This is a genomic window from Leclercia sp. W6 (assembly GCF_003336345.1).
Taxonomy (GTDB): domain Bacteria; phylum Pseudomonadota; class Gammaproteobacteria; order Enterobacterales; family Enterobacteriaceae; genus Enterobacter.
Genome location: NZ_CP031104.1, coordinates 4,819,386 through 4,841,213 on the forward strand (window position 1 = coordinate 4,819,386; position 21,828 = coordinate 4,841,213).

A 21,828-nucleotide genomic window follows, 5' to 3' on the forward strand; every position below is an offset into this window, starting at 1 on the left:
GGCACCAACATGGAAATGATACTCAGGGCGGTGGCGATTTATCTGATTTTGCTGGTGGTATTTAAAATCGCCGGCAGGCGGGCGCTGCTGCAAATGACCAGCTTCGATCTGATCCTGTTATTAATTATTAGTGAGGCCACGCAACAGGCGCTGCTGGGGGATGATTTTTCCGTAACCGGCGCCATGCTCACCATTATTACGCTGGTGGTGGTGGATATGCTGTTTGGCATGGTGAAAAAATATATATCCGGTGCGGAATCGGCCATCGACGGCTCCCCGGTTATTCTGGTGGTGCACGGTGAACTGCAAAACGAAAAATTAAAGAAAGTCGATGTCTCCTGCGACGACATTCTGGTCTCTGCCCGGCAAAATCACGGCATAACCACTCTGGAAGAAATTAAATACGCCATACTTGAACGTAATGGTCATATTTCGATTATTCCTGAAGAGAGTGCATCATGAAAGAAAATGAAAATGTCTGGAACCAGGCCAAAACCACCAAAGAACTCACCCGCCAGGTATCTACTGTCCTGATCGATCTGGGCTGGCTGCTCACTACCGCAGAATCCTGCACCGGCGGCAACCTGGCCTCTGCGCTCTGCGCCGAGAAAGATACCGCCTCGTTCTTTGGTACCGGCGTGGTCACCTTTAACAACGAAGCCAAACACAAGGTACTGGGTGTCAACAATGCCACCCTGGAAAAGTACACCGCCGTCAGCAGCCAGACGGTGGGCGAGATGGCGCAGGGCGCACTGGAGCTTGCCGACGCGGATATCAGCATTGCCATCAGCGGTTATGCCGGGCCGGACGGCGGTGAGGATGGCACCCCGGCAGGCACCGTCTGGTTTGGCTGGTCTTTTCGCGGCGAGGTTACTACCGCCGTGCAGCACTTCACCGGCGAGTGCGAAGATGTGATTGAGAAATCGGTTCGCTACGCGCTTTCTGAACTGTTGCGGCAGATCCCGCACTGGAAAAAGCAACTGCATTAAGGAGAGCATGATGAGCGTTGTGGTGATCACCGGAGCGACGGCAGGCGTAGGCAAAGCCACGGCGCTGCGTTTTGCAGAGGCGGGCTATCACGTGGGAATTATCGCCCGGGATGACCCCAGCCTTGAGACGGCGCGGGCCGAAATTGAACGCTTCGGCGTGAAGTGTCACACGGTGAACGCCGATGTGACGGACGCGTCGGCCATCATGGCGGCGGCTAACGCGTTCGAGGCGCAGCTCGGCGCAATTGACGTATGGATCAACAACGCCATGTGCGGGGTGCTGGCGCCGTTTCGCGCCATGAGCGATGAGGAGTTTCGCCGGGTCACGGACGTAACCTACCTGGGCTACGTTAACGGCACCCGGGCGGCATTGTCTGTGATGACTCCGCGCGATGCGGGACAGATTATCCAGGTGGGCTCTGCGCTGGCTTACCGCTCCATCCCGCTCCAGTCCGCCTACTGCGGCGCGAAAGCGGCGATCCGCGGCTTTACCGACGCGGTACGCACCGAGCTTATCCACGAGCGTATCAATATCCAGTTGTCGATGGTGCAGATGCCGGGCCTTAACACGCCGCAGTTTAGCTGGGCGCGCAATAAGTTTGCCTTCGCCATGCGCCCCATCGGGCCGGTTTACGAGCCGGAGGTGGCCGCCGAGGCGATTTTCAACGTGACCCGCCGCCCGGTGCGGGAGCTGTGGGTCGGGCGCAGCACCATGCAGGCGATTATCGGCCAGTTTCTCTTCCCCGGCCTGCTGGATCGCATGATGGTGAAAAAGGCGTGGGAAGGGCAGATGACCAACGAACTCAACGTCCCCGAGCGGCAGGATTATCTTTCCGGGCCGGTCAGGGGGATGCATCAGGTCCATGGGCGCTTTTCGGACGAGTCGAGAACCCGGGCGACGGCCATCACCTCCGGCGTGCCGGGGAAAGTACTGCTGGGTAGCGCTGCGCTGGCGGGATTGCTGCTGGTGGGGAAACTGATCGCCCGGCGAAAATAGGTTAAGCAGTATCGTTTTGTAGGCCGGGTAAGGCAAAGCCGCCACCCGGCTTTTTATTGCGCACCGCCCGGCGGCGCGATGCTTGCCGGGCCTGGGGGCGATTTGTAGGCCGGGTAAGCGTTAGCGCCACCCGGCAATACTGCGACGCTTAGTGGTAGCCCTCGGTGTCAGTCACCTTGCCACGAAACACGTAGTAGCTCCAGGCGGTATAGACCAGAATCAACGGGATGATCAGCAGCGTGCCCACCAGCATAAAGAGCTGGCTGGACGGCGGCGCGGCGGCGTCCCAGATGGTGATGCGTGGCGGGATAATGTTGGGCCACAGGCTGATGCCGAGCCCGCTAAAGCCAAGGAAGATCAGCCCGAGGGTCAGCAGGAAGGGCCGGGTATGGCTGTGCGGATCGCGGGTGAGTCGCCAGATCCACAGACCGAAGATCCCCACCAGCAGCGGCACCGGCAGGAAGTAGAAGAAGTTCGGCAATGTGAACCAGCGGTCGGCCACATATTGCCAGCCGAGCGGGGTCCAGACGCTTACCACCGCCACTACCGCCAGCAGCGCCAGCAGCACCTTGCGGGTCAAATCCCGCATATGGCGCTGTAATGCCCCTTCGCTTTTCATAATCAGCCAGGTGGTGCCCAGCAGGGTATAGGCCACCATCAGCCCCAGCCCGCAGAAGAGGTTGAAGGGGGTCAGCCAGTCCAGCGACGAACCCGCGAAGCGGCGGCCTTCAACGTCAAAGCCGTTAATCATCGCCCCGACGACAATCCCCTGGCTGAAGGTCGCCAGCAGCGAGCCCCCGGCGAAGGAGTAGTCCCAGAAGGCGCGGTGCGACGGCGTGGCTTTAAAACGAAACTCGAACGCTACCCCGCGGAAGATGAGCCCGATCAGCATCGCGGTTAGCGGGATGGTAAGGGCGTCGATAACCACCGCATAGGCCAGCGGAAAGGCGCCAAACAGCCCGGCTCCCCCCAGCACCAGCCAGGTTTCGTTTCCGTCCCATACCGGGGCGACGCTGTTTACCATCACGTCGCGCGCCTGCGGGTCGCGCTCAAAGTAGAAGAGCATGCCGATACCTAAATCGAAGCCATCCATGATGATGTACATCAGGGTGGCGAAAACGATGATGGCAAACCAGATAACTGAGATATCGACGCCCATTACAGTTTCTCCTCTTCCGGAACCGGTTCTGCCGCCGAGAGCGGGCGTGCGGGTCTGCCGTCGGTCTTCATCGAGAGATTGTCGGTAGGCTGCGGCCCCTTCTTAATTAACCGCACCAGGTAGACTAACCCCACGCCAAATACCGAGCAGTAAACAACGATAAACGCCAGCAGGCTGATGCTCATTTGCAGGGTGCTGTGCAGCGACACCGCATCAATGGTGCGCAGATAGCCATATACGACCCACGGCTGGCGGCCCACCTCGGTCGTGACCCAGCCGGCGAGGATCGCGACTACACCCGCTGGCCCCATGCTCAGGGCAAAGCGGTGGAACGGGCGGGAGTGATAGAGCCGACGGCGATGGCGCAACCAAAGGCTGATAACCCCCATCAGGATCATCAGCAGCCCCAGGCCCACCATCACGCGGAACGACCAGAAGACAATGAGCGAGTTAGGGCGCTCATCTTTCGGGAAATCTTTCAGCGCCGGGACCTGCTTATCCAGGCTGTGGGTGAGGATCAGGCTGCCAAGCGCCGGGATCTCCAGCCCATACTTGGTGCGCTCCTCTTCCATATCGGGCACACCAAACAGTAGCAGCGGCGTCGCTTCGCCAGGGGGATTTTCCCAGTGACCTTCGATGGCGGCAATTTTTGCTGGCTGGTGTTCGAGGGTGTTCAGGCCGTGCATATCCCCGACAAACGCCTGAATCGGCGCCACCAGCAGCGCCATCCACAGCGCCATTGAGAACATTTTGCGCACCGCCGGGCTGTCGTTACCGCGCAGCAGATGCCATGCGCCGGAGGCACCAACAAACAGGGCGCTGCTCAGGAAGGCGGCAATGGACATGTGGATCAGACGATACGGGAAAGAGGGGTTAAAGATGATGGCGAACCAGTCCTCGGGGATGACCTGGCCGTTCTCGATGCTAAAGCCCTGCGGCGTGTGCATCCAGCTGTTGGAGGCGAGGATCCAGAAGGTGGACATCAGAGTCCCCAGCGCCACCATACAGGTGGCAAAGAAGTGCAGGCCAGGCCCAACCTTGTTCCAGCCAAACAGCATGACGCCAAGGAAACCCGCTTCGAGGAAGAAGGCGGTAAGCACTTCATAAGTGAGCAGCGGGCCGGTGATGCTGCCGGCAAACTGCGAAAAGCCACTCCAGTTGGTGCCAAACTGGTAAGCCATCACCAGCCCGGAGACCACGCCCATGCCGAAATTAACGGCGAAGATTTTTAACCAGAAATGATAGAGCGAGCGCCAGACATCATTTTTCGTTCTCAGCCACATCCCCTCCAGTACCACCAGATAGCTGGCAAGGCCGATGGTTAACGCCGGGAAGATAATATGAAATGAGACAGTGAAGGCAAACTGAAGCCTGGCGAGATAAAACGCATCGAGTTCGAACATCGTACTCTTCCCCTGTCAGCGAAAAGCCCCGTATAGAACGGGGCATCGTGGTACGGCTGTTGTTGCGGGCGGGGTTACGGTTTATTTTTACCGGCACCCAGCTCAGCGCCAGTGAGCGGATCGGCTGTTGGATCCGACTCGGTGCGGCTCGCCATCGCTTTGAGTAGTGCGGCCTGCTCTTTCGTGAGCGTAACCTCGGCGCTGCCATCGCCGCCATCAACGGCGGGTTGCGGATCGGCAACGTACTCAAAGTTTTCATCGCTGTTCCAGCTGCCGCGAAGATCATCACCTGCAGACATATTGTAGTAGGTGGTTGCGTATTGTTCGATTGGCGGTAGTTTCCCTGGTGGGAAATTATTGCGAATCGACTGCAACGCCTTCTCAAACGAGAGCTGGTGTGCGGCTTCACGGGTCATCAGGAACGCAAGGGCATCTTTTACTCCCGGATCGTCAGTGACGTTGATCAGGCGTTCATAGATGATCTTGGCACGCGCTTCCGCCGCGATGTTGGAGCGCAAATCTGCGGTGGCTTCCCCGATGGTGTCGATATACGCCGCAGTCCATGGCACGCCTGCAGAGTTGGTCAGCGGTGGCCCACCGCCGTACAGCAGGGAGGTGATATGGCTGTCGTTACCGTTTTGCGTCAGGGAGCGGTAGAGTTCCGCTTCGCTTTCGGTGCCTTCTGCCAGTTCGCCTTTGGCGCCTTTGTTCAGCATGCCTACCAGCGTACCGATGATCTCAAGGTGGCTGAGCTCTTCGGTCGCGATATCCATCAGCATCTCTCTGCGGCCTGCATCATCATCGCCCAGCCCCTGGGTGAAGTAACGGCAGGCGGCCGCCAGCTCGCCCTGAGGGCCGCCAAACTGTTCAAGCAGCAGGTTTGCCAGGCCGGGATTCGGCTCGGCAACGCGGACGGTATACTGCAATTGTTTTACGTGTCGAAACATACGCTCACTCCCTGGTTATTTTTTCGCTTCGACACCGTCGGCATCTGAACGCAGCAGGAACTGCTCAGTAGTGTCAGGAATATGCTGGATCAGCCAGTCGGCCATGCGCTGCTCTTCCGCGAGGATCGATTCAATCGCAGGAATCGATGCCACGTCTCCAGCTTTTCGCGCCGCGGCCAGCAGGGAGGTATAGCAGGCGATTTCGAACTGCTCGAAAACGTAGCCGCTAATAGAGCCTTTTACGATTTCATCCGAGGTCATAATGCCGCCGACAGACTGGCCGAACGCCATCATTTTGCTCATGGAGTCTTTCAACATTGAGCGGGAAATATCGTTACGGTCGAGGATCTCTTCCAGTACATTTATTTGCTGTTTGGTTTCAGTAAGATGCTGCTCAATACGGGCGCGGACATCAGGATAATTATCGATACGGCTCGCCATTGATTCGAGCATGGATTCCGCTTGCTTTTCCATGGCGTGAGCATCGCGTAGCCAGTCATGGTAGTGTTCTACGTGATTCATATTTTCGTCCTCGGGTTCGGTTATTTCAGGCTTACTTTTCTGCTTTCTGATTAATATTACCGACTGCCAAATCGGTCAGTTTAAGATCGGTGGATTTCTCTTCTTCCAGCGTCTCGGCTAATAATTTGACTGCCTGGGTATATCCTAATTGCTCCGCCAGGGTAGCGAGCGTGCCGTAGCTGGCAATTTCATAGTGTTCGACTTTTTGCGCCGCAGCGATTAATGCTGCATCGCGGACTTCATTTTTTTCTGTGCTTTCAAGAACTTCATTGGCTTCTTCAATTAACCCTTCCATCGCCACGCATTTCATTCTTTTCAATTTAATATTTGGCGTTTTCTCGATGAGCTGATCGATACGCTCAATCTGGCCATGGGTTTCTTCCAGGTGCGCTTTAAACGCAGCGCTCAGATCAGGGCTGGCGGCTTCGCGGGATAATTTAGCCAGCGCACGAGTAAGCTGTTTTTCTGCACTATAGGTATCGGATAACAAATGAATAAATACATCCTCTATACTTTTCATATTCATACTTTTTCTCCAGTGCTATAAAAATTCTGCGAGCCCGCGGACCCGCAGAGGTTACCCATTAAAGTGAAGAACAGGCTTTAATAATGAGATGAATTAAGAGTTGTCAGACTTGCGTCCGCCACCATGGCTATGCTGACCGCCCTTTTTACCTGCTTCGGAAGCGCGCTGCGGATCGTTTTTGAAATTACCACCGCTCTGCTGACCGCCTTTTTTCCCTGCTTCAGAGGCCTTTTCACGATCCTGTGCGAAATTACCTGAACCACCACGTTGCTCTGCCATATTATGTTTCCTCATTTACATCGTTTATGTCAGTAAGATACGTTTTTATTCGTATCCGTTGTCGTTCAGGATTAAATTTAGCCCCTATTTCCGAAGAGTCAAATGTGGTTTTGAAAATAAATTATCTTATGTTTTAAGATTTAACTGAATATATCGCTCCGCTTGTTTCACAAATAAGTTTCGCCAAGGTAATGTAAACAAACGACCTTCCGGGCGTTCTGCTTTATCGCTTGTTTTGTGTTTCGCTGAAACGGGCGAGTCCAGGCGTGGCGGGGCTCTTTACGTAAGTTTACATTTAAGGGAGCTCGCTTATAGCGCATATAAAAATATTGTACGTGGGATTAATCTTAATTGATTTTTATATTATTTATGGTCGTTGTTTTCGGTTGTTAAATAATATAACAAATTGTTTACGTATATTATGTATGGGTTCCAGTTAATCACGGGAATTACTACTTCAAAAAGAGTAAGCGAAGGGCAAATAAAAGAACCTGACAAAGTATGATGGTGGATCGCGTACCCCAGGCAATACTCAACCGGAACGGTGACGCGGTGTCACCGCGGAGGCGAAGGTGAACCCTATGCTTGATTTCATCTCTGGTGTCCTGATCCATACCCCCGTCTGGGTCTATCTGATTCTGCTGTTCCTGATAAGCAGAGGCATCCGGGCGCGTAAGCCCGCCACCGTTGCGCTGGAAAAGCTCGCTATCGTTCCGGCCCTGTTTCTGATCTGGGATATCTACGACCTGCTGGTCTTTCGCACGCTCACGCTCGCTACCGGCTCCCTGTGGCTGGCAGGTCTACTCAGCGGCGCGGCAATGGGCTATATCCTGATCAAAGGGGCGATAGTAAGCCGGGCTGCCGCCCCGCGCAGCATTTACCGTTCGGCGGACTACTCGGCACTGCCCATTATGATGCTGGCCTTCACGGTGAAATATGTGCTGGGAGCGATCAGCGCCATTGCGCCCGAGACCCTGCAACGCCCCGGTGCAAGCGCCTTCGCCATCATTACCGGGGGGCTGTTCGCCGGGGTGTTTGTCGGCAAGTTTGTACGCTACGTGCGGGTCTATTTGTCGGCACCGGTGCAGCAGGCGGGGTGAGAGGGCTCATCGTTCTGAATTACCCGGATATCCCCATTCCGCTGCAAATCACCCGGACCGCCCGTCAGGCGTGCCGCCGTTATGTCGGAACGCACTGAGAGGAAAATGGCAAACGCAACGGCAGGTAGACTGAGGCGGCATAATAAACCAGCAGCCCACAGGAGCCCGGATGTTCACCCATATGCGTATTGCCAGACCTGTCATAAACCTCGACAACGCTTTCCTGATGTACAGCCAGGGGTTAGGACTGAAAAAGATTGCGGACTTTAGCGATCATCAGGGTTTCAGCGGGATCATGTTAGGGCGGGAAGATTTACCCTGGCATATCGAATTTACCGTATGTCACCACCATCCCGTTCAGCCTCTGCAAACGAACGAGGATCTGATCGTTCTCTATTATCCCGATAAAGCGGAATGGGAACAGACCTGCGGGCGAATGCGCAGTGCGGGTTTTACCCCGGTAAGTTCGTTTAACCCGTACTGGGAGGTCAATGGGCGCACATTCATGGATGACAACGGGTACCGGGTGGTGATTCAGAACCAGGCGTGGGGCTGAACTGACAGCAAGCCGCGTGGCAAAATGGCACTATTAAAACGGGCTGGCATGGCGGATATGAACAGGCTCCCCGCTGACCGGATGCGTAAACCGCAGCTCGCTGGCGTGCAGCATCAGGCGCGGCATGCGTTCGGTGCCGGGCATCTGCACACCGCCGTACAGGTCGCAGCCTAAAATCGGGTGTCCCAGCTGCTGGCAGTGAATGCGCAGCTGGTGGGTGCGCCCCGTCTCCGGGGTCAGTTCCACCCGCGTGACCGGCACATCCCCTTGATAATACCCGCGCTCCACCACCCGATAGCGGGAACGGGCAGGCTTGCCGTTGATAGCGCAAATCGACATCCGCGGGAACAGCGCCGGATCTTTAGCAATAGGCGCGTCTATCACCCCTTCATCATCGGCCAGATGTCCGCAGAGCAGGGCGGTGTAGGTCTTGGTTACGTTGCGCTGGCTGAACTGCTGGCAGAGGGCGGCATTGATCGCCTTATTGCGGGCAATCACCATCAGCCCGGAGGTGCCAAAATCGAGGCGATGTACCAGCGTGCAGCCCGGAAAGGTCTGCACCAGCCTATAATGCACCGAATCGAGGTTTTGCGGATTTTTCCCCGACAGGCTGAGCAGCCCGCTGGGTTTATTGATCAGCACCAGATGGTCGTCCTGCCAGAGCGTCTCTATCGCCTCATGGCTGGGCGGGGCAATAAAATTATCGATAATCACTGACATCAGGCTGACCGCAGAAACAAGAGGGAGACGGATGATAACCCATTACGTATGCGATTTAAGCTGTGATGTGTTATCGAGTCGTCTGATGGCGGGCACCAGGCTGGCGGCTACCGTGGCGAGAACCACGGCACAGGCCGCCACCAGCAGTACGTTGCTGGTGCCATACTGGTTGGCCAGCGGCCCGGCGATAAGCTCGCCGAAGGGGATCGCCACAAACGATCCCACCGCATCGTAGGCATAGACGCGCGCCAGCTTATCCTGCGGGATATGCGTTTGCAGGGACTGGGCCCAGGCCACCCCAAAGAGGCCAAAGGTCACCCCGGCAATAAAGAACGCGGCAATCAGCCAGGGCGTGGAGGGGAGCAGGCTCAGCATAAAGATGGGCAGGGCGCAGCATGACACCAGCATCACGCCAATAAAGAGATCCCGGCGCGGTCGCCAGCGCAGGGCAAGGGAGGAGCCCACGATGAGGCCAATGCTCTGGCACGCCACAATAATCCCCCACTGCGCCCGGCCAAAAGAGGTATCAGCAATCACCGGCCCGAGCACCATCATTACCCCGCTGAAAGCGGCGTTAATAATGGTGAACTGCACGACGATCGACCACACCCAGGCCCGGCTGGCGAACTCCTGCCACCCCGCTTTTAAATCCTGCAGCATGTTGCTTTTAGAAGGCCCGGCTTCGAGGGCGGTCACGCGAATCATCAGGTAGAGGGGGGCGGCGGCAGCGAACCCCAGGGCATCAATGGCAAGCCCCCAGCCCGGTCCGACGGCGCCTGTCAGAACGCCGCCCAGCGACGCGCCAATGACCGTCCCGCTGTACACCCCAAGCTGAATGAAGGCGTTGGCTTCGCGCAGGCTTTTACCGGGAACCGTCTGGGGAACGAGGGCAGAAGAGGCGGGAAGGGTGATGCCCGCGGCGGCACCGTTTACCGCGCCAAGCAGGGTCAGGCTGAGCACCGTGGCGGACCCGTCCAGCACCGACCATGCCACGATAGCCTGCGAGATGGCGGCCACCACCGACGAGGAGACGAGCACCCGGCTGCGGGAGTAGCGGTCCGCTAATACTCCGCCCAGCAGCAGAAACAGCACGTTAAAAATCGAGCGGGAGGCCACGACGATACCTAAATCAGAGGCCGAGCCGCCAATATCCAGCACCGCAAATGCCAGCGCGATGGGGGCGATACCGTTGCCCAGGACGGTGAGAAAACGTGCGGCAAAAAGATGGCGAAAGGGGGAAAAATGATAAGCACGAACGCGTTTATTATCGGTTTTCATGGTGTTAATGGCTACGGGATGAGGGGAAGTACTATAAATGACCTGAAAGGCAAAAACACCTGCTTGCGCCTCCCCTCACCGAAGCCAGCTTAACTCCGCGTTTCTGCAGGCGCCTTTTCATCTGACTTTTGCGTGCTGCTGGAGTAGATGAACCAGAGTGCGATCCCGAGGCAGAGGACAGCGCCCAGGCGCGTCATCGAAAAGGGAATGGCGTCGTTCCCCAGCCAGCCAAAATTGTCGATCAGCATGCTCATGGTCAGCTGGCCGAAAATCACCGCCACCGTGGCCACCGCCGTACCGATACGCTGCACGGCCAGCACCATAATGACGATGTACGGTACGCCAAACATCGCCCCCAGCAGCTGCCATTTAGGCACATCCAGCAGGCTGACGGCATGGCGCGGTTCAAAGAAGAAGATCAGCAGGGCGGTGATCAGCGCGCCGACGGAAAAGGTCAGGAACGCGCTTTTGAATACGCCCACCTTGCTGCCCAACTGGCCGTTGATGGCGGCCTGAATGCTCAGCGTCGCACCGCCAATCACCGCCAGAATAATCATAATCAATGTCATCGTCTTACCCCTGTGCAACCAGAACCAGCGCGGCAATGATAAAAATCAGCGCGATGATGCGTTTAGTGTCAATTTTGCGGTGCGGCGTGCCCAGCAGGCCGTAGTGATCGATGATCAGGCTTTTAAAGACCTGGCCGGCAAGGATGCCAATCATCGTCATGGCGATACCGATGGCGGGCGTCACCACGGTGAGAATAATGACGTAGACCGGGCCGAGAACGCCGCCCAGCAGCTGCCATGAAGGCTGTGAAAAAAAGGACGGGCTGTTGCGTGGGCTGAAAAAGAGCATCAGCAAAAAGGTCAGGGCGGCACCGACGCCAAACACGCTGAACGTGGCCCATAAATCACCTACCTCACCGCCGAGCGGCCCCAGTAGCCCTGCCTCGACGGACAACCCCATCCCCCCGGCAATAACCAGTAAAATCAATATCAGCTGCATAGTTACTCTTCTCCGTTTTCAAGGCGGGGAAGCGTACGCCTGAACATCCGTGAGAAAAATGCCATAATGTAAGAAACACTTGTGCAGGAAATGCATTAATGCGCGACCCCGCCACGATCAGCCTCCGCTGGCTGCAAACCTTTAAAGATGTCTATGAATCCCAAAATTTTTCGGTGGTGGCACGCCGGGAGGGGATTTCCGCTTCGCAGGTTTCGCGGGTCATCCATCAGCTTGAGGATGCGCTCGGTCAGCAGCTTTTTTACCGCAACACGCGGGCAATTATTCCCACGGAAAGTGGTCACCTTTTTATCCGCTATGCCCGCCTGATGCTCGGTAATCTTGAGGAGGCGCGCCGGGAGCTGGATGCGCGCAAGCAGGAGCCCTCCGGTCTGCTGCGCATCAACGCTCCCGTCTTTTTCGGTCAGCGGCATATCGCGCCGGGGCTTCCCGGCCTGACGGAACGCTACCCCCGTCTTAGCATCGAGCTGACGCTGACGGACGACTATATCGATCCCCACCGGGATGCCGCCGACCTGATCTTTCGCATCGGTATGCTGACCGACTCCTCTTTTCACGCCCGGGTGCTGGGCCAGCAGTTTTATCATCTGGCTGCTTCTCCGGCTTATCTGCGCAAATACGGCACGCCGGAAACGTCGGACGACATAATGCGTCACAAATGCCTGGTCTATCGCGGCTCGTCCGGCCCCAACCGCTGGCTGCTGCGCCGGCCCGGCGAGGCGTGGACTCATTATCCCGTCACGCCGCTGATCTCTTCCAATAACGCGGAAACGCTGCTTATCGCCGCGCTGGGCGGGATGGGGATGGTACTGTTCCCGGACTGGCTGATTGGCGACCGGTTCCAGAGCGGGGAGCTGGTGAAACTGCTGCCGGCCTGGGAGACCTCCATCAATACCGAGCCCTACAACATTGCGGCGATCTACCCCCATACGCGCCACCCGCCGCTGAACGTGCGGGCGGTGATTGATTACTACGTTGAGGCGTTTGGTACGCCGCTGCACTGGCAATCCCAAAGGGGAATGTAATGCGTCACCTCTCTGTCCTGCTCTGTCTGTTATTACTCACCGGTTGCGTCGTCAGCTCGCCACAGAAAGCGCAATTTAATGCGGAGTATCCCAACCGCCAGGATATTCGCAGCCATACGGTGTACCGCTTTATGAATAAACCGCTCAAGCCGGGCGGGGGGAAATACTACGGCGCAAACGATCTGGCCGAGACGCTATATGTCAGAGCCGACAATGCGGCGATGGTGGAGTTACGCTTCAACTATCCTGGCCGATCGCTACAGGTGAAATCGCTGGATGCACAAAACAGAACGCTGCGGGAGGAGACTTTCACGCTGCTGGATGAGTCGGCGGCAAAACCGTCCGATGTCGAAAGCCGGTATTTTTTCCTGAGCAAAGAGGGCCTGCTGTTAACGAAGTTTAAAAATTGCACCCCGGATATGAGCGTCGGTTGCCGCTGGCAGGACCGGACGCTGTTTATTACCCGCAACGGCGATATGGCGGTGCAGTTAGCCAGCGGAACGGCGGGCATGGCGTTTCTGGTGATCCCATTTTATGGCTCGGAGAAGTATCTGGAGATTTTCCCCAGAGCACCGGGCGCTTAGGTAAATGCAAGATGCGCCCTTTCCCGGTGGGAGAGGGCATCAGGCCGCACTGCATTGCCGGATAGCGGCTCCGCCTTACCCGGCCGACAAAACTTGAGGAAAAGGGGGAGCAAACCGCACTCGCCCTAAGACAAACTCATAAATTGTTATTATTGTTTTTAAATCGCTAACCATAAGACTGTAACTACGTTAATTATCTTCCAGGGTAATGCATATGTTTGTGTCATGGTGGTTAATTGTTCCTGTCGTTATCGCGGTTGCCATACTCTTCGTTATGGTTTCCCGTCTCTCTAATGAGGTCGATAAGCTTGAAACGGCGTTAGAAGAGAGCCGGGGAAGGCTGAAGTTCCTTGGGCATCACACAGAGACGTTCAAACAGGCGAATCTGCGTAAGGGTTAACGACCCGGCTTGCCGCGTTACTGCGACTCTAAACAACAAGCCAGCTGTTGGAAATACACTGTGCGCTAAATCTGTCCACACATAATGTTATTAGTCACGCTCATGTTATTGCATATCGCTTAGCGCCAGCATCAGTGACAGCGGGGATGAACAAGTCCCCTTTACAGAAATGCCTAGTGTACAGTGAAACAGAGTGACTTCGCAAAACCGGCAAGTTATTACTCAACATTTTCAGCAATCCATTCAATAAGATGTTCTGCAAAACCTTCAGCGGCCGGTGAGTTAAAAAATTTTGAAGACTGGTATAAACAAACCTGGCGAACCACGTCCGGCGCAACAATACGGCGCATAACCAAACCGAAAGGTTTAGCCAGTAGCTTAACGTAAGCAGGGGACAGGGTTACGGCCAGGCCAGAAGAGGCTATACCCAGAGCGGTAGAAATATTATCTACCACATCGACAGGACTTATCCTTTCGGCACTGGGTAAAGCTCTTCCCATTTTAGCGACATTCTGTTCATGATCTCGTCCTGCCGCGACCAGCGGATACATTTTCAGGTTTTCCCAGCTTACCTCCTCAAACTGCGCCAGCGCGTGATCCGGCGTGCACCACAATACCCACGGACTTTCAAATAACACGGTGGAAATAATCTCTTCGCCACAGAACGCATTAGGACCTACCGACATATCGGCATCACCGTCAATAACGATATCGATAAGGCGTTCCACCGGGCAATCAATAATCCGAACAGCTACCTCTGGCTGAAGCACTCTGTATTCTTTGATGATTTTTGGCAGCATCGCGCTGGCAATAATCATCGGTGCCGCAATACGAACCACACCTGTCGCCCGGGCATTAATCGCTGTGGCAATGGTTTCAGCTTGCCTGGCACGTTTAAGTACCGCCCCCGCAGAATTGAGAAACTCCTTGCCAGTGACAGACAACGAAACGCGACGGGTACTGCGATCAAAAAGGCGGAAACCCAGCACGGACTCAAGTTCTTGTACAAGCTGGCTGACCGCAGAGGGTGTCAACCCCAGACGCTCACCGGCATCCGTGAAACTATGGGTTTCAGCGACCGTAAGAAAGGTTTCCAGCTGACGCAGGGTAAAGCGTAAAAACGGCATGGTGGCAGTTCCGATTAACGATGTTTTCTAACAAATAAACCAGATTAATTAAATTGTACACAACAAGTCATTAACATATTAATGGTTTCAAATAAATATAAAACCTCTACCCACACCCTACAGCAGAGGAGCTACCCTGCAATGACTTTGGAAAAATCTGGTTATTTTGTGAGCCCCGCCCGCGGCGAAACAGAGTTCAGTTCTGTGGGCTCTATGCAAACGGATAATGAACTTATTAAAAAAGTGTCCGGCAGACTAGTCTGGTTTCTGTTTCTGCTTTACGTGTTTGCTTTCCTCGATCGCATTAATATTGGTTTTGCGGGCCTTACCATGTCGCAGGATCTTGGATTGACTGCGACAATGTTTGGCCTCGCAACAACCTTCTTTTATATCGCTTATATTGCCTTCAGTATTCCCAGCAATATTGCCCTCGGACGCTTCGGCGCCCGACGCTGGCTGTCGATTATTATGATCGTCTGGGGGGTTGCTTCTACGGCGACGCTTTTTGCCCACGACGCGCAAAGTCTGTATATATTGCGCACGCTTGTGGGGATCGCTGAAGCGGGCTTTATTCCGGGAATATTGCTTTATCTGACATTCTGGTTCCCTCAGGCCTGCCGCGGACGAACCAACGCTTTATTTATGATAGCCACACCCGTTACCACAGCCCTGGGGTCAGTGGTGTCCGGTTACATCCTTGAAATGAATGGTTTTTTAGGCCTGAAAGGGTGGCAATGGTTGTTTCTCCTTGAAGGCCTCCCTTCGGTCGTCCTGGGCATCGCCGTCCTGTTTTATCTCGATGATAACCCGATGAAAGCAAACTGGCTGACCCGTGAGGAAAAAGCACGACTGACAGCAATGCTGGCTGCTGAACAAAGCCAGGCGGACGTACCGAAAGAGCGAAAGGGAAGTCTGATAAGCGAACTTTGTCAGCCGGTCATAATAAAATTTGCCCTAGCCTATTTGTGCCTTGTTAATACGCTTAGCCTGATTGGGATATGGATCCCTCAGATTGTAAAAAGCTTTAATGCTGCCAGCAGCAACATCACTATTGGTTTACTCGCTGCTATTCCTCAGATATGCACCATCATCGGCATGATTTGGTGGAGCGCACGCTCCGATCGCCGTCGTGAACGAAAATGGCATATTGCGATCCCCATGTTGTTCGCAGCGGTCGGCTGGTTGCTAACGGCCTACGCTGAAAACCCCATTATTCGTCTTGCTGGCATCGCAATGGCCTCTACCGGTGGTTTCTGCGCCATGGCGATATTCTGGACCGCGCCAGATAAAGTCCTTTCAAGTCGTAGTAAACCTGTGGGTATAGCCCTGATAAATGCGGTTGGCAATATCGGATCGGCCCTGAGCGCTTTTGTCGTGGGTTATCTGAGAGATGCGACCAACAGCTTTTCCTCTGGCCTGCTTTACGCGGTGGTCGTTCTGTTATTAGGGACGCTGTTTATCGCTGCCATTCCAATGAAGCCCGCTGCAGACAAAAACCCTGCCTGTTCATCTTAAAAGGAGAGTCATCATGACCATAACATTAACCCATTCTTATCCTGATTCCCGTAATGACATTCCCGCTGGCTACAGTCCGGAAGAGTGGGCGGCAAGGGTCGATCTTGCAGCCTGTTATCGTATCTTTGCTCACCTTGGCTGGAACGAGCTGATTTACAACCACATCACCTTACGCTTGCCAGGGCCTGAAAAACATTTTCTTATTAACCCCTTTGGTCTGATGTATTCAGAGGTGACGGCTTCGTCGTTGGTGAAAATTGATAATAAAGGCAACATCATCGGACACAGCGACTGGCCCATCAATCCAGCCGGCTTTACCATTCATGGCGCCATACATGACAGTATCCCGGAAGCTCACTGCGTTATGCACACCCATACCACCGCAGGCATGGCAGTGGCATGTTCCGCAGGAGGTCTTTCAATGAGCAACTTTTACTCGGCACAGCTTTATGAAAAAGTGGCATATCATGATTTTGAAGGCATTACGGTACATGCTGACGAAGGGCCCCGCTTGCTCAGAAGTATTGGCGACCGTCCCTGTATTATCCTGCGAAACCACGGTCTGCTGGCCTGGGGACACAATTTACCTCAGGCTTTCGCGAATTTATGGCTCCTGAATCGGGCATGTGAAATCCAGGTCGCCTCAATGTCGATGGGGCCGGTACTGGAGATACCTGAAGATATCCAACGCAAATGCACCCAGGATTCGCTACAGTTCGATCCTCGATTTGGCGCAGGACAAGATGTTTTCAAAGCGCTTACGCGACTGATCGAGCAGACAGATCCATCCTGGCGAACATAGCCGAACCGTAATTTACAGCGGCTCGCCGAACCTCTGCTGGAGAGCCGTTTTAAGCCGGGTAAGGCGCAGCCGCCACCCGGCGCTCTTGCTATCGCTCCCTTAGCGCCTCTTTCGCCCGGTTAAACGGCTTGATCATATAATCCATCACCGATTTCTCGCCGGTCTTGATATCCACCGTGGCAATCATCCCCGGCACAATCGAGAAGTGCCTGCCCGCTTTGTTCACCAGGTAATCCTGGCTGGTGCGGATAAACACCCGGTAGTAGAAGACCTCCGGTTTGGCTTCATCCTGAATGGTGTCCGGGGAGATGGTCTCCACCACGCCATCCAGCCCGCCGTAGATGGCGTAATCGTAGGCGGTGATCTTCACCAGTGCCTTCTGGCCGGGGTGGATAAAGGCGATATCCCGTGGCGACAGGCGGGTTTCAATCAGCAGGTGATCGTCCACCGGCACAATCTCCATCACTTCGCCGTTCGGGGGAATAACGCCGCCGATGGTGGTCACCTTGATGTTCTTCACAATGCCGCGCACCGGCGAGGTCATCGTCAGGCGGGTCACCGAGTCTTCACGTCCTTTCAGCACCGCCGAGAGCATATCCACTTCGGCGTTCGATTTAGAGAGCGCCTCCCGGGCCTGAACATAGTACTGCGAGCGCAGGTCGGTGAGCTTCAGCTCAAGGTCGCTCTTCTGGCGTTGCAGGCGCAGCGCCTCGACGTGGCTGGCGGCGCCGGTTTTCACCAGCCGCTGGGTGATCGCAAGCTCCTTATTCACCAGATCCAGCGCCTGGCGCAGCTCGCGCCGGGAGTCTTCCAGCTGCTCGCGGCGGGAGTTGTAGAGCCGGGTTTCGGCGGCGATCAGGTCGGTCCATTTCGCCAGCTCCGGCGGGAAGGTGAGGGGCAGATCGTTCACCTCTGCACGCAGACGGGCGCTGGAGGCCAGCGACGCGCGGTAGCGGGCGGCGCTTTCACCGACGTTGGATTCAGAACGGGTCGGGTCGAGGCGCGCCAGCACCTGGCCGGCCTGCACCTGATCCCCTTCGTGAACTTTCAGCTCGGCGAGGATCCCGCCGTCGAGAGACTGCAACACCTGCTCCCGGGAGCTGGGGATCACCTTCCCGGTGCCGGTGGAAACCTCATCGAGAATGCTGAACCACGCCCACACCCCGGCAGCGACAAACAGCAGCAGGCTGAATAACACAATGCTTCTCGCCCCGGTATAGCCGCTCTCGGAGCCGAGGGCGTTATCCAGGTCATCCATCGCCGCAACGTCACGCTGATTGATTTTCATTTTTCCACTCCCGGCCATTTGCCTGCTGCGGTTGCTGCATCCGGCTGTTACTCAGCGCCTGCGCTTTCGGCGCGTCCATCACCAGCATGCCCTCTTTCAGCACCACCACGCGCTCCACCAGCTCCAGCATCGGTACGCGGTGGGTGGCGACAATCAGCGTGCGGTGGCCGAGCCACTGGCCCAGACGTTGGATAAATTCGCGCTCGGTGTGCTCATCCAGCGAGGCGGTGGGTTCATCCAGCAGCACGACATTGGGATCGCGCAGGAACATACGCGCCAGCAAAATCGACTGGCGCTGGCCGCCGGAGAGCCCGACGCCGTTCTCCATAATCGGGTGATCCAGCCCCTTCGCCAGCTTCTGCACAAAGCTGGCCGCGCCGCACATCTCCAGCACGGCAAAGATCTCCTCGTCGGTGGCCCGCGGCATCCCGAGGGTGATGTTCTCCCGCAGGGTGCCGTAAAACAGCCGCGCGTTCTGGCTCATCAGGCCGACGTTGCGGCGCACATCCGCCATGTCGAGATGGGGCAGGCTGAGGTTGTCGAGCCGCAGTTCGCCGCCCACCAGATCCATACTGCCCACCATCGCCTGCAGCAGGGTCGATTTGCCCGCGCCGTTACGCCCCAGCACCGCCACATGCTCGCCGGGTTTAATCTCCAGCCGGTTGATGCGCAGCGCCGGGTTCTGCGCGTCGCCGCCGTAGGCGAACTGCGCCTGCTCGAAGAGGTAGTGTCCACGCAGCACGTCCTGGCGGATCGGCGTCTCTTCACGCTGGTTCTCGGTCGGGAGTTGCATAATGTTGTCCAGCCCCTCTTTGGCCGCCTTCACCTGCTGCCAGCGGGCCAGCACGCCGCACAGGGTCGCCATCGGGGCGATCATCCGCGAGGCCAGCATCGAGGCGGCCACCACCGCACCGGTGGTCATTTCGCCTTCGATCACCATCGGGGCACCCACCACAATCACCGCGGTGTAGACCAGGCTCTGAATGGTCATCCCCCAGCTGATCAGGCCCTGGGTCAGCTCCCGGGTCTTAAGGCCTGACTCGGCGGTGATCTGAATGTAGCTGTTCCACTGTTGCAGGAAGCGGTTCTCCGCCTGCATCAGCTTGATGTCCTCCAGCCCCTGCACGCTCTCCACCAGCACGGCGTTACGCAGGGTCGCCTCGTGGGCCGACTGCTTCGCCAGCGCCGCCAGCTTTTTCTGCAGCAGCAGGCCCGGTAGCACCATCACCACCGCCGCGACCGGGGCGATCCAGGCGAGTGACGGGGCGATGATCGCCAGCACCACCACAAACAGGAAGAAGAAGGGCAGGTCGACGATGGTGGAGATGGTGGAGGAGGTGACCATCTCGCGGATCTGCTCCAGCTCGCGCAGCTGGGAGATAAAGCTGCCGGTGGAGCGGGGCACCGCGCTGTTGCGCAGGCGCAGGGCGTGGCCAAACACCCGGTCCGAGACGCGCATGTCGGCCCGTTTGCCCAGCAGATCCATAATGTGAGACCGGGCGATACGCAGGATAAAGCCGAACAGGGTGGCAATCAGCACCCCGATGGTCAGCACATAGAGGGTGGGGTAGGACTGAGCGGGGATCACCCGGTCATAGACCTGCATTGAAAAGAGAATGCCCGCCAGCGACAGCAGGTTGATGAACAGCGCCGCCAGCATGACGTAGGTATAAGGCCGCAGGTCGCGCATCACCAGCCGGTAGAGCCAGTCCGGGCGGTATTTGGAGATATAGGCATCCACGCGGCTGTCTTTCAGCGCCGCCAACGGGCGCAGGGCCACCACCTGGCGAATGGCCGGGAGCATCTTCGCCAGCGAGATGCGATTGGTCTGCGCCTTGCCGTCAAAGAAGCAGACATCCAGCAGATCCTCGCCGTCAAAGTGCTCAATCACCCCAATCTTGCCGTCGTTAAGCTCCACCACCACCGGCAGGCGCCAGCTGTTGATGGACTCTTGGCCGTTGGTCAGCAGCTGAAAGGAGAGTCCCGCTTCGCGGGCAAGCCCGGTCAGCGCCGGGATTTTGCTTTTGCCCTGTAGCCAGGGCGCGCCCGCCACCAGCGCGCCGGGGGAGCAGGCCACCCGGTAGCGGGTGGCGACGTAGCCAAACGCCTGCGCCCAGTGCTCCAGCGCCTCTTGCGTCAGTGTCTCCTCATAAAGGATATCGTCTCGGATCATGGTTGGATCTCCACTGACTGAATGGTGTGGTTTTCAAGGCCGAAGGCATTGCGCATCCGCCCGGTGTTATAGAGGCAGTTGATCTGTAACTGGCGGAGCTGCCCGGCGGTTTGCCACTGGGTAAAGCGGGTCTGAAAGACCTCCTGCTCGGCGTTCAGCACGTCCAGCAGGGGACGGGAGCCCAGATCCAGATACTGCTGCTGATAGAGTTCGCGGGTACGCTGGCTGAGCGTCTCCTGGCGGGACTGGATCTGCAGGGTGCTCATCAGGCTCATCACCTGGCTTTTGGACTCCAGCAGCTTTTGCCGCACGTCCAGCCGGGTGCGCTGAATATTGGACTGCGCCGCTTCCACCGCGTGGCTGGCGGCGTTGCGCCGGGCGCTCAGCCCGCCGCCCTGGTAGATGGGCATCTCGACGTTCACCGAGACGTTGTACTGGGTTTTGTCCAGCGTATCGTGGCCGGGGTAGCGGTTGTTCATGTAGTGACGCACCTGCGGCTCCAGCGAGACGGTAGGAGTCATCTGCGCATTGGCATAATCGAGGTTCGCCTGCGCCACATTAGCCTGCGCCCAGGACGCCAGCACCGCGGGCACCAGCCGGTCATCCGGCTCGTTGATGTCGCAGCTACGGGCGAGTTTTTCCGGGAAGGCGTTGCTGACCGCATTCAGGTTGCTCCAGCCGAGGTTGCTCATCAGCGTGGCGCGGGCGCTGTCGAGGTTGGCCTGATACTGCATCAGCTGCGAACGCGCCCCTTCGATACGGGCGTCGGTCTGCACCACGTCCGAGAGCGAGGTGGCCCCTTCGTCGTTACGCTGGCGCGTCAGCTTGCCAATGGCGCCGAGCGCCTCAAGCTGCTCTTCGGCGGTCTCCACCATCTGCTGCCACATCTGCACCTGCACCAGCGCGATGGCGGTATCCCGGGCGATAGTGTCGATGCTCAACAGCACGTTGGCCTGCTGTTGCACCACGCCCGCGTCTTCGGCGCGCACCTGGCTTGCCACCTTGCCAAAGTCATAGAGCATCTGGGAGAGGGAGACCACCACCGAGGGGGTAAAGCCGGTATCGCTGGAGTTGTTGCTGTAGCCGTTGTCTATCCCGGCGCTGATTTGCGGATAGTATTTCGATTTAGCGACATCGACCTGCTGGATCTGTTCGTAAAGTTTGCCCACCGCTTCGCGAATGGTGGGATGCCAGTTGACGGCGCGGGTCACCGCATCGCCGAGGGTTAAGGTACCGGGGGCAGCCTGACGGGTGGGCAGGGCGACCCGTCCATCCAGAGCGGGCAGCGCCTGATTTTCATTTAATTGTCCAAAACTGATTACCGCAGGCGAATCGGCGGCAAGGACCTGTGCAGACAACAGGCAGCACCCAAGCCACCAGCAAGGTACTTTGTTCATGGCATTATCCCTAAA

General features: G+C 56.7%; 24 protein-coding genes. 10 read left to right on the forward strand and 14 right to left on the reverse strand.

Annotated elements, in window-relative coordinates:
• Window positions 1-9: 9 nt before the first annotated feature.
• The 3 genes from DVA43_RS23745 to DVA43_RS23755 are packed head-to-tail and all read left to right on the forward strand — an operon-like array spanning window position 10 to window position 1,986.
• Window positions 10-462: a DUF421 domain-containing protein gene (locus DVA43_RS23745; protein WP_103180823.1), complete on the forward strand. Its 453-nt coding sequence runs from the start codon at window positions 10-12 to the stop codon at window positions 460-462.
• Window positions 459-989: a 2-oxo-tetronate isomerase gene (locus DVA43_RS23750; RefSeq protein ID WP_114316964.1), complete on the forward strand. Its 531-nt coding sequence runs from the start codon at window positions 459-461 to the stop codon at window positions 987-989. The genes DVA43_RS23745 and DVA43_RS23750 overlap by 4 nt, the downstream gene beginning before the upstream one ends.
• Window positions 990-999: 10 nt before the next feature.
• A complete protein-coding gene (locus DVA43_RS23755) occupies window positions 1,000-1,986 on the forward strand; it encodes an SDR family oxidoreductase (protein ID WP_114316965.1) in 987 nt (328 codons plus the stop codon).
• A gap of 148 nt (window positions 1,987-2,134) precedes the next feature.
• Here the strand turns inward: DVA43_RS23755 and cydB are convergent, their stop codons facing one another.
• From cydB to DVA43_RS23785, 6 genes are all read right to left on the reverse strand, one after another.
• The gene (gene cydB, locus DVA43_RS23760) at window positions 2,135-3,145 is read right to left on the reverse strand and encodes a cytochrome d ubiquinol oxidase subunit II (protein ID WP_103180820.1); all 1,011 of its coding nucleotides are present in this window, start codon (window positions 3,143-3,145) and stop codon (window positions 2,135-2,137) included.
• Entirely contained in the window at window positions 3,145-4,548 is a 1,404-nt protein-coding gene (locus DVA43_RS23765) for a cytochrome ubiquinol oxidase subunit I (RefSeq protein ID WP_103822604.1), read from the reverse strand. Before DVA43_RS23765 ends, cydB begins: the two co-directional genes overlap by 1 nt.
• A 74-nt stretch (window positions 4,549-4,622) precedes the next feature.
• Entirely contained in the window at window positions 4,623-5,495 is an 873-nt protein-coding gene (locus tag DVA43_RS23770) for a manganese catalase family protein (RefSeq protein WP_103822603.1), read from the reverse strand.
• 15 nt (window positions 5,496-5,510) lie between these two features.
• Window positions 5,511-6,017, reverse strand: coding sequence for a ferritin-like domain-containing protein (locus DVA43_RS23775; RefSeq protein ID WP_103822602.1), 507 nt, complete (start codon window positions 6,015-6,017; stop codon window positions 5,511-5,513).
• A 31-nt stretch (window positions 6,018-6,048) separates the two neighbouring features.
• Entirely contained in the window at window positions 6,049-6,543 is a 495-nt protein-coding gene (locus DVA43_RS23780; RefSeq protein ID WP_103180816.1) for a ferritin-like domain-containing protein, read from the reverse strand.
• Window positions 6,544-6,636: 93 nt separating this feature from the next.
• The gene (locus DVA43_RS23785) at window positions 6,637-6,822 is read right to left on the reverse strand and encodes a general stress protein (RefSeq protein WP_103180815.1); all 186 of its coding nucleotides are present in this window, start codon (window positions 6,820-6,822) and stop codon (window positions 6,637-6,639) included.
• Window positions 6,823-7,403: 581 nt separating this feature from the next.
• On the opposite strand from DVA43_RS23785, the gene DVA43_RS23790 reads away from it, so the two are divergent.
• Both DVA43_RS23790 and DVA43_RS23795 read left to right on the forward strand, forming a co-directional pair.
• Window positions 7,404-7,922 (forward strand): hypothetical protein, encoded by a 519-nt coding sequence (locus tag DVA43_RS23790; RefSeq protein WP_114316966.1) that lies wholly within the window; start codon window positions 7,404-7,406, stop codon window positions 7,920-7,922.
• Window positions 7,923-8,091: 169 nt separating this feature from the next.
• Window positions 8,092-8,478: a VOC family protein gene (locus DVA43_RS23795; RefSeq protein WP_114316967.1), complete on the forward strand. Its 387-nt coding sequence runs from the start codon at window positions 8,092-8,094 to the stop codon at window positions 8,476-8,478.
• Window positions 8,479-8,511: 33 nt separating this feature from the next.
• Here the strand turns inward: DVA43_RS23795 and DVA43_RS23800 are convergent, their stop codons facing one another.
• From DVA43_RS23800 to DVA43_RS23815, 4 genes are all read right to left on the reverse strand, one after another.
• Window positions 8,512-9,198 carry an RluA family pseudouridine synthase gene (locus DVA43_RS23800; protein WP_114316968.1) on the reverse strand — a complete coding sequence of 229 codons (687 nt, stop codon included), beginning with the start codon at window positions 9,196-9,198 and terminating at the stop codon, window positions 8,512-8,514.
• Between the two features lie 42 nt (window positions 9,199-9,240).
• Window positions 9,241-10,476 (reverse strand): MFS transporter, encoded by a 1,236-nt coding sequence (locus tag DVA43_RS23805; RefSeq protein WP_103822599.1) that lies wholly within the window; start codon window positions 10,474-10,476, stop codon window positions 9,241-9,243.
• Window positions 10,477-10,565: 89 nt separating this feature from the next.
• Window positions 10,566-11,045, reverse strand: a complete 480-nt coding sequence (locus DVA43_RS23810) for a DMT family transporter (protein WP_103822598.1) — start codon at window positions 11,043-11,045, stop codon at window positions 10,566-10,568.
• Window positions 11,046-11,049: 4 nt separating this feature from the next.
• Window positions 11,050-11,484 carry a DMT family transporter gene (locus DVA43_RS23815; RefSeq protein WP_103180810.1) on the reverse strand — a complete coding sequence of 145 codons (435 nt, stop codon included), beginning with the start codon at window positions 11,482-11,484 and terminating at the stop codon, window positions 11,050-11,052.
• Window positions 11,485-11,582: 98 nt separating this feature from the next.
• On the opposite strand from DVA43_RS23815, the gene DVA43_RS23820 reads away from it, so the two are divergent.
• The 3 genes from DVA43_RS23820 to DVA43_RS23830 all read left to right on the forward strand — a co-directional run bounded on the left by DVA43_RS23820 (window position 11,583) and on the right by DVA43_RS23830 (window position 13,511).
• Entirely contained in the window at window positions 11,583-12,527 is a 945-nt protein-coding gene (locus tag DVA43_RS23820; protein WP_114316969.1) for a LysR family transcriptional regulator, read from the forward strand.
• On the forward strand, window positions 12,527-13,111 hold the full coding sequence (locus DVA43_RS23825; protein WP_114316970.1) for a hypothetical protein: 585 nt from the start codon (window positions 12,527-12,529) through the stop codon (window positions 13,109-13,111). Before DVA43_RS23820 ends, DVA43_RS23825 begins: the two co-directional genes overlap by 1 nt.
• A 214-nt stretch (window positions 13,112-13,325) precedes the next feature.
• The gene (locus DVA43_RS23830; RefSeq protein ID WP_114316971.1) at window positions 13,326-13,511 is read left to right on the forward strand and encodes a hypothetical protein; all 186 of its coding nucleotides are present in this window, start codon (window positions 13,326-13,328) and stop codon (window positions 13,509-13,511) included.
• Window positions 13,512-13,729: 218 nt separating this feature from the next.
• Here the strand turns inward: DVA43_RS23830 and DVA43_RS23835 are convergent, their stop codons facing one another.
• A complete protein-coding gene (locus DVA43_RS23835) occupies window positions 13,730-14,638 on the reverse strand; it encodes a LysR family transcriptional regulator (protein WP_114316972.1) in 909 nt (302 codons plus the stop codon).
• Window positions 14,639-14,851: 213 nt separating this feature from the next.
• Here DVA43_RS23835 and DVA43_RS23840 point away from each other — a divergent pair, with 213 nt between their 5' ends.
• Entirely contained in the window at window positions 14,852-16,153 is a 1,302-nt protein-coding gene (locus DVA43_RS23840; RefSeq protein WP_114317190.1) for an MFS transporter, read from the forward strand.
• A 13-nt stretch (window positions 16,154-16,166) separates the two neighbouring features.
• The gene (locus tag DVA43_RS23845; RefSeq protein WP_114316973.1) at window positions 16,167-16,955 is read left to right on the forward strand and encodes a class II aldolase/adducin family protein; all 789 of its coding nucleotides are present in this window, start codon (window positions 16,167-16,169) and stop codon (window positions 16,953-16,955) included.
• A gap of 88 nt (window positions 16,956-17,043) precedes the next feature.
• Here the strand turns inward: DVA43_RS23845 and DVA43_RS23850 are convergent, their stop codons facing one another.
• The 3 genes from DVA43_RS23850 to DVA43_RS23860 are packed head-to-tail and all read right to left on the reverse strand — an operon-like array spanning window position 17,044 to window position 21,813.
• Window positions 17,044-18,213, reverse strand: coding sequence for an HlyD family efflux transporter periplasmic adaptor subunit (locus tag DVA43_RS23850; RefSeq protein ID WP_114317191.1), 1,170 nt, complete (start codon window positions 18,211-18,213; stop codon window positions 17,044-17,046).
• Window positions 18,214-18,223: 10 nt separating this feature from the next.
• A complete protein-coding gene (locus DVA43_RS23855) occupies window positions 18,224-20,416 on the reverse strand; it encodes a type I secretion system permease/ATPase (protein WP_114316974.1) in 2,193 nt (730 codons plus the stop codon).
• Window positions 20,413-21,813, reverse strand: a complete 1,401-nt coding sequence (locus tag DVA43_RS23860) for a TolC family outer membrane protein (protein ID WP_114316975.1) — start codon at window positions 21,811-21,813, stop codon at window positions 20,413-20,415. The genes DVA43_RS23855 and DVA43_RS23860 overlap by 4 nt, the downstream gene beginning before the upstream one ends.
• Window positions 21,814-21,828 lie beyond the last annotated feature (15 nt).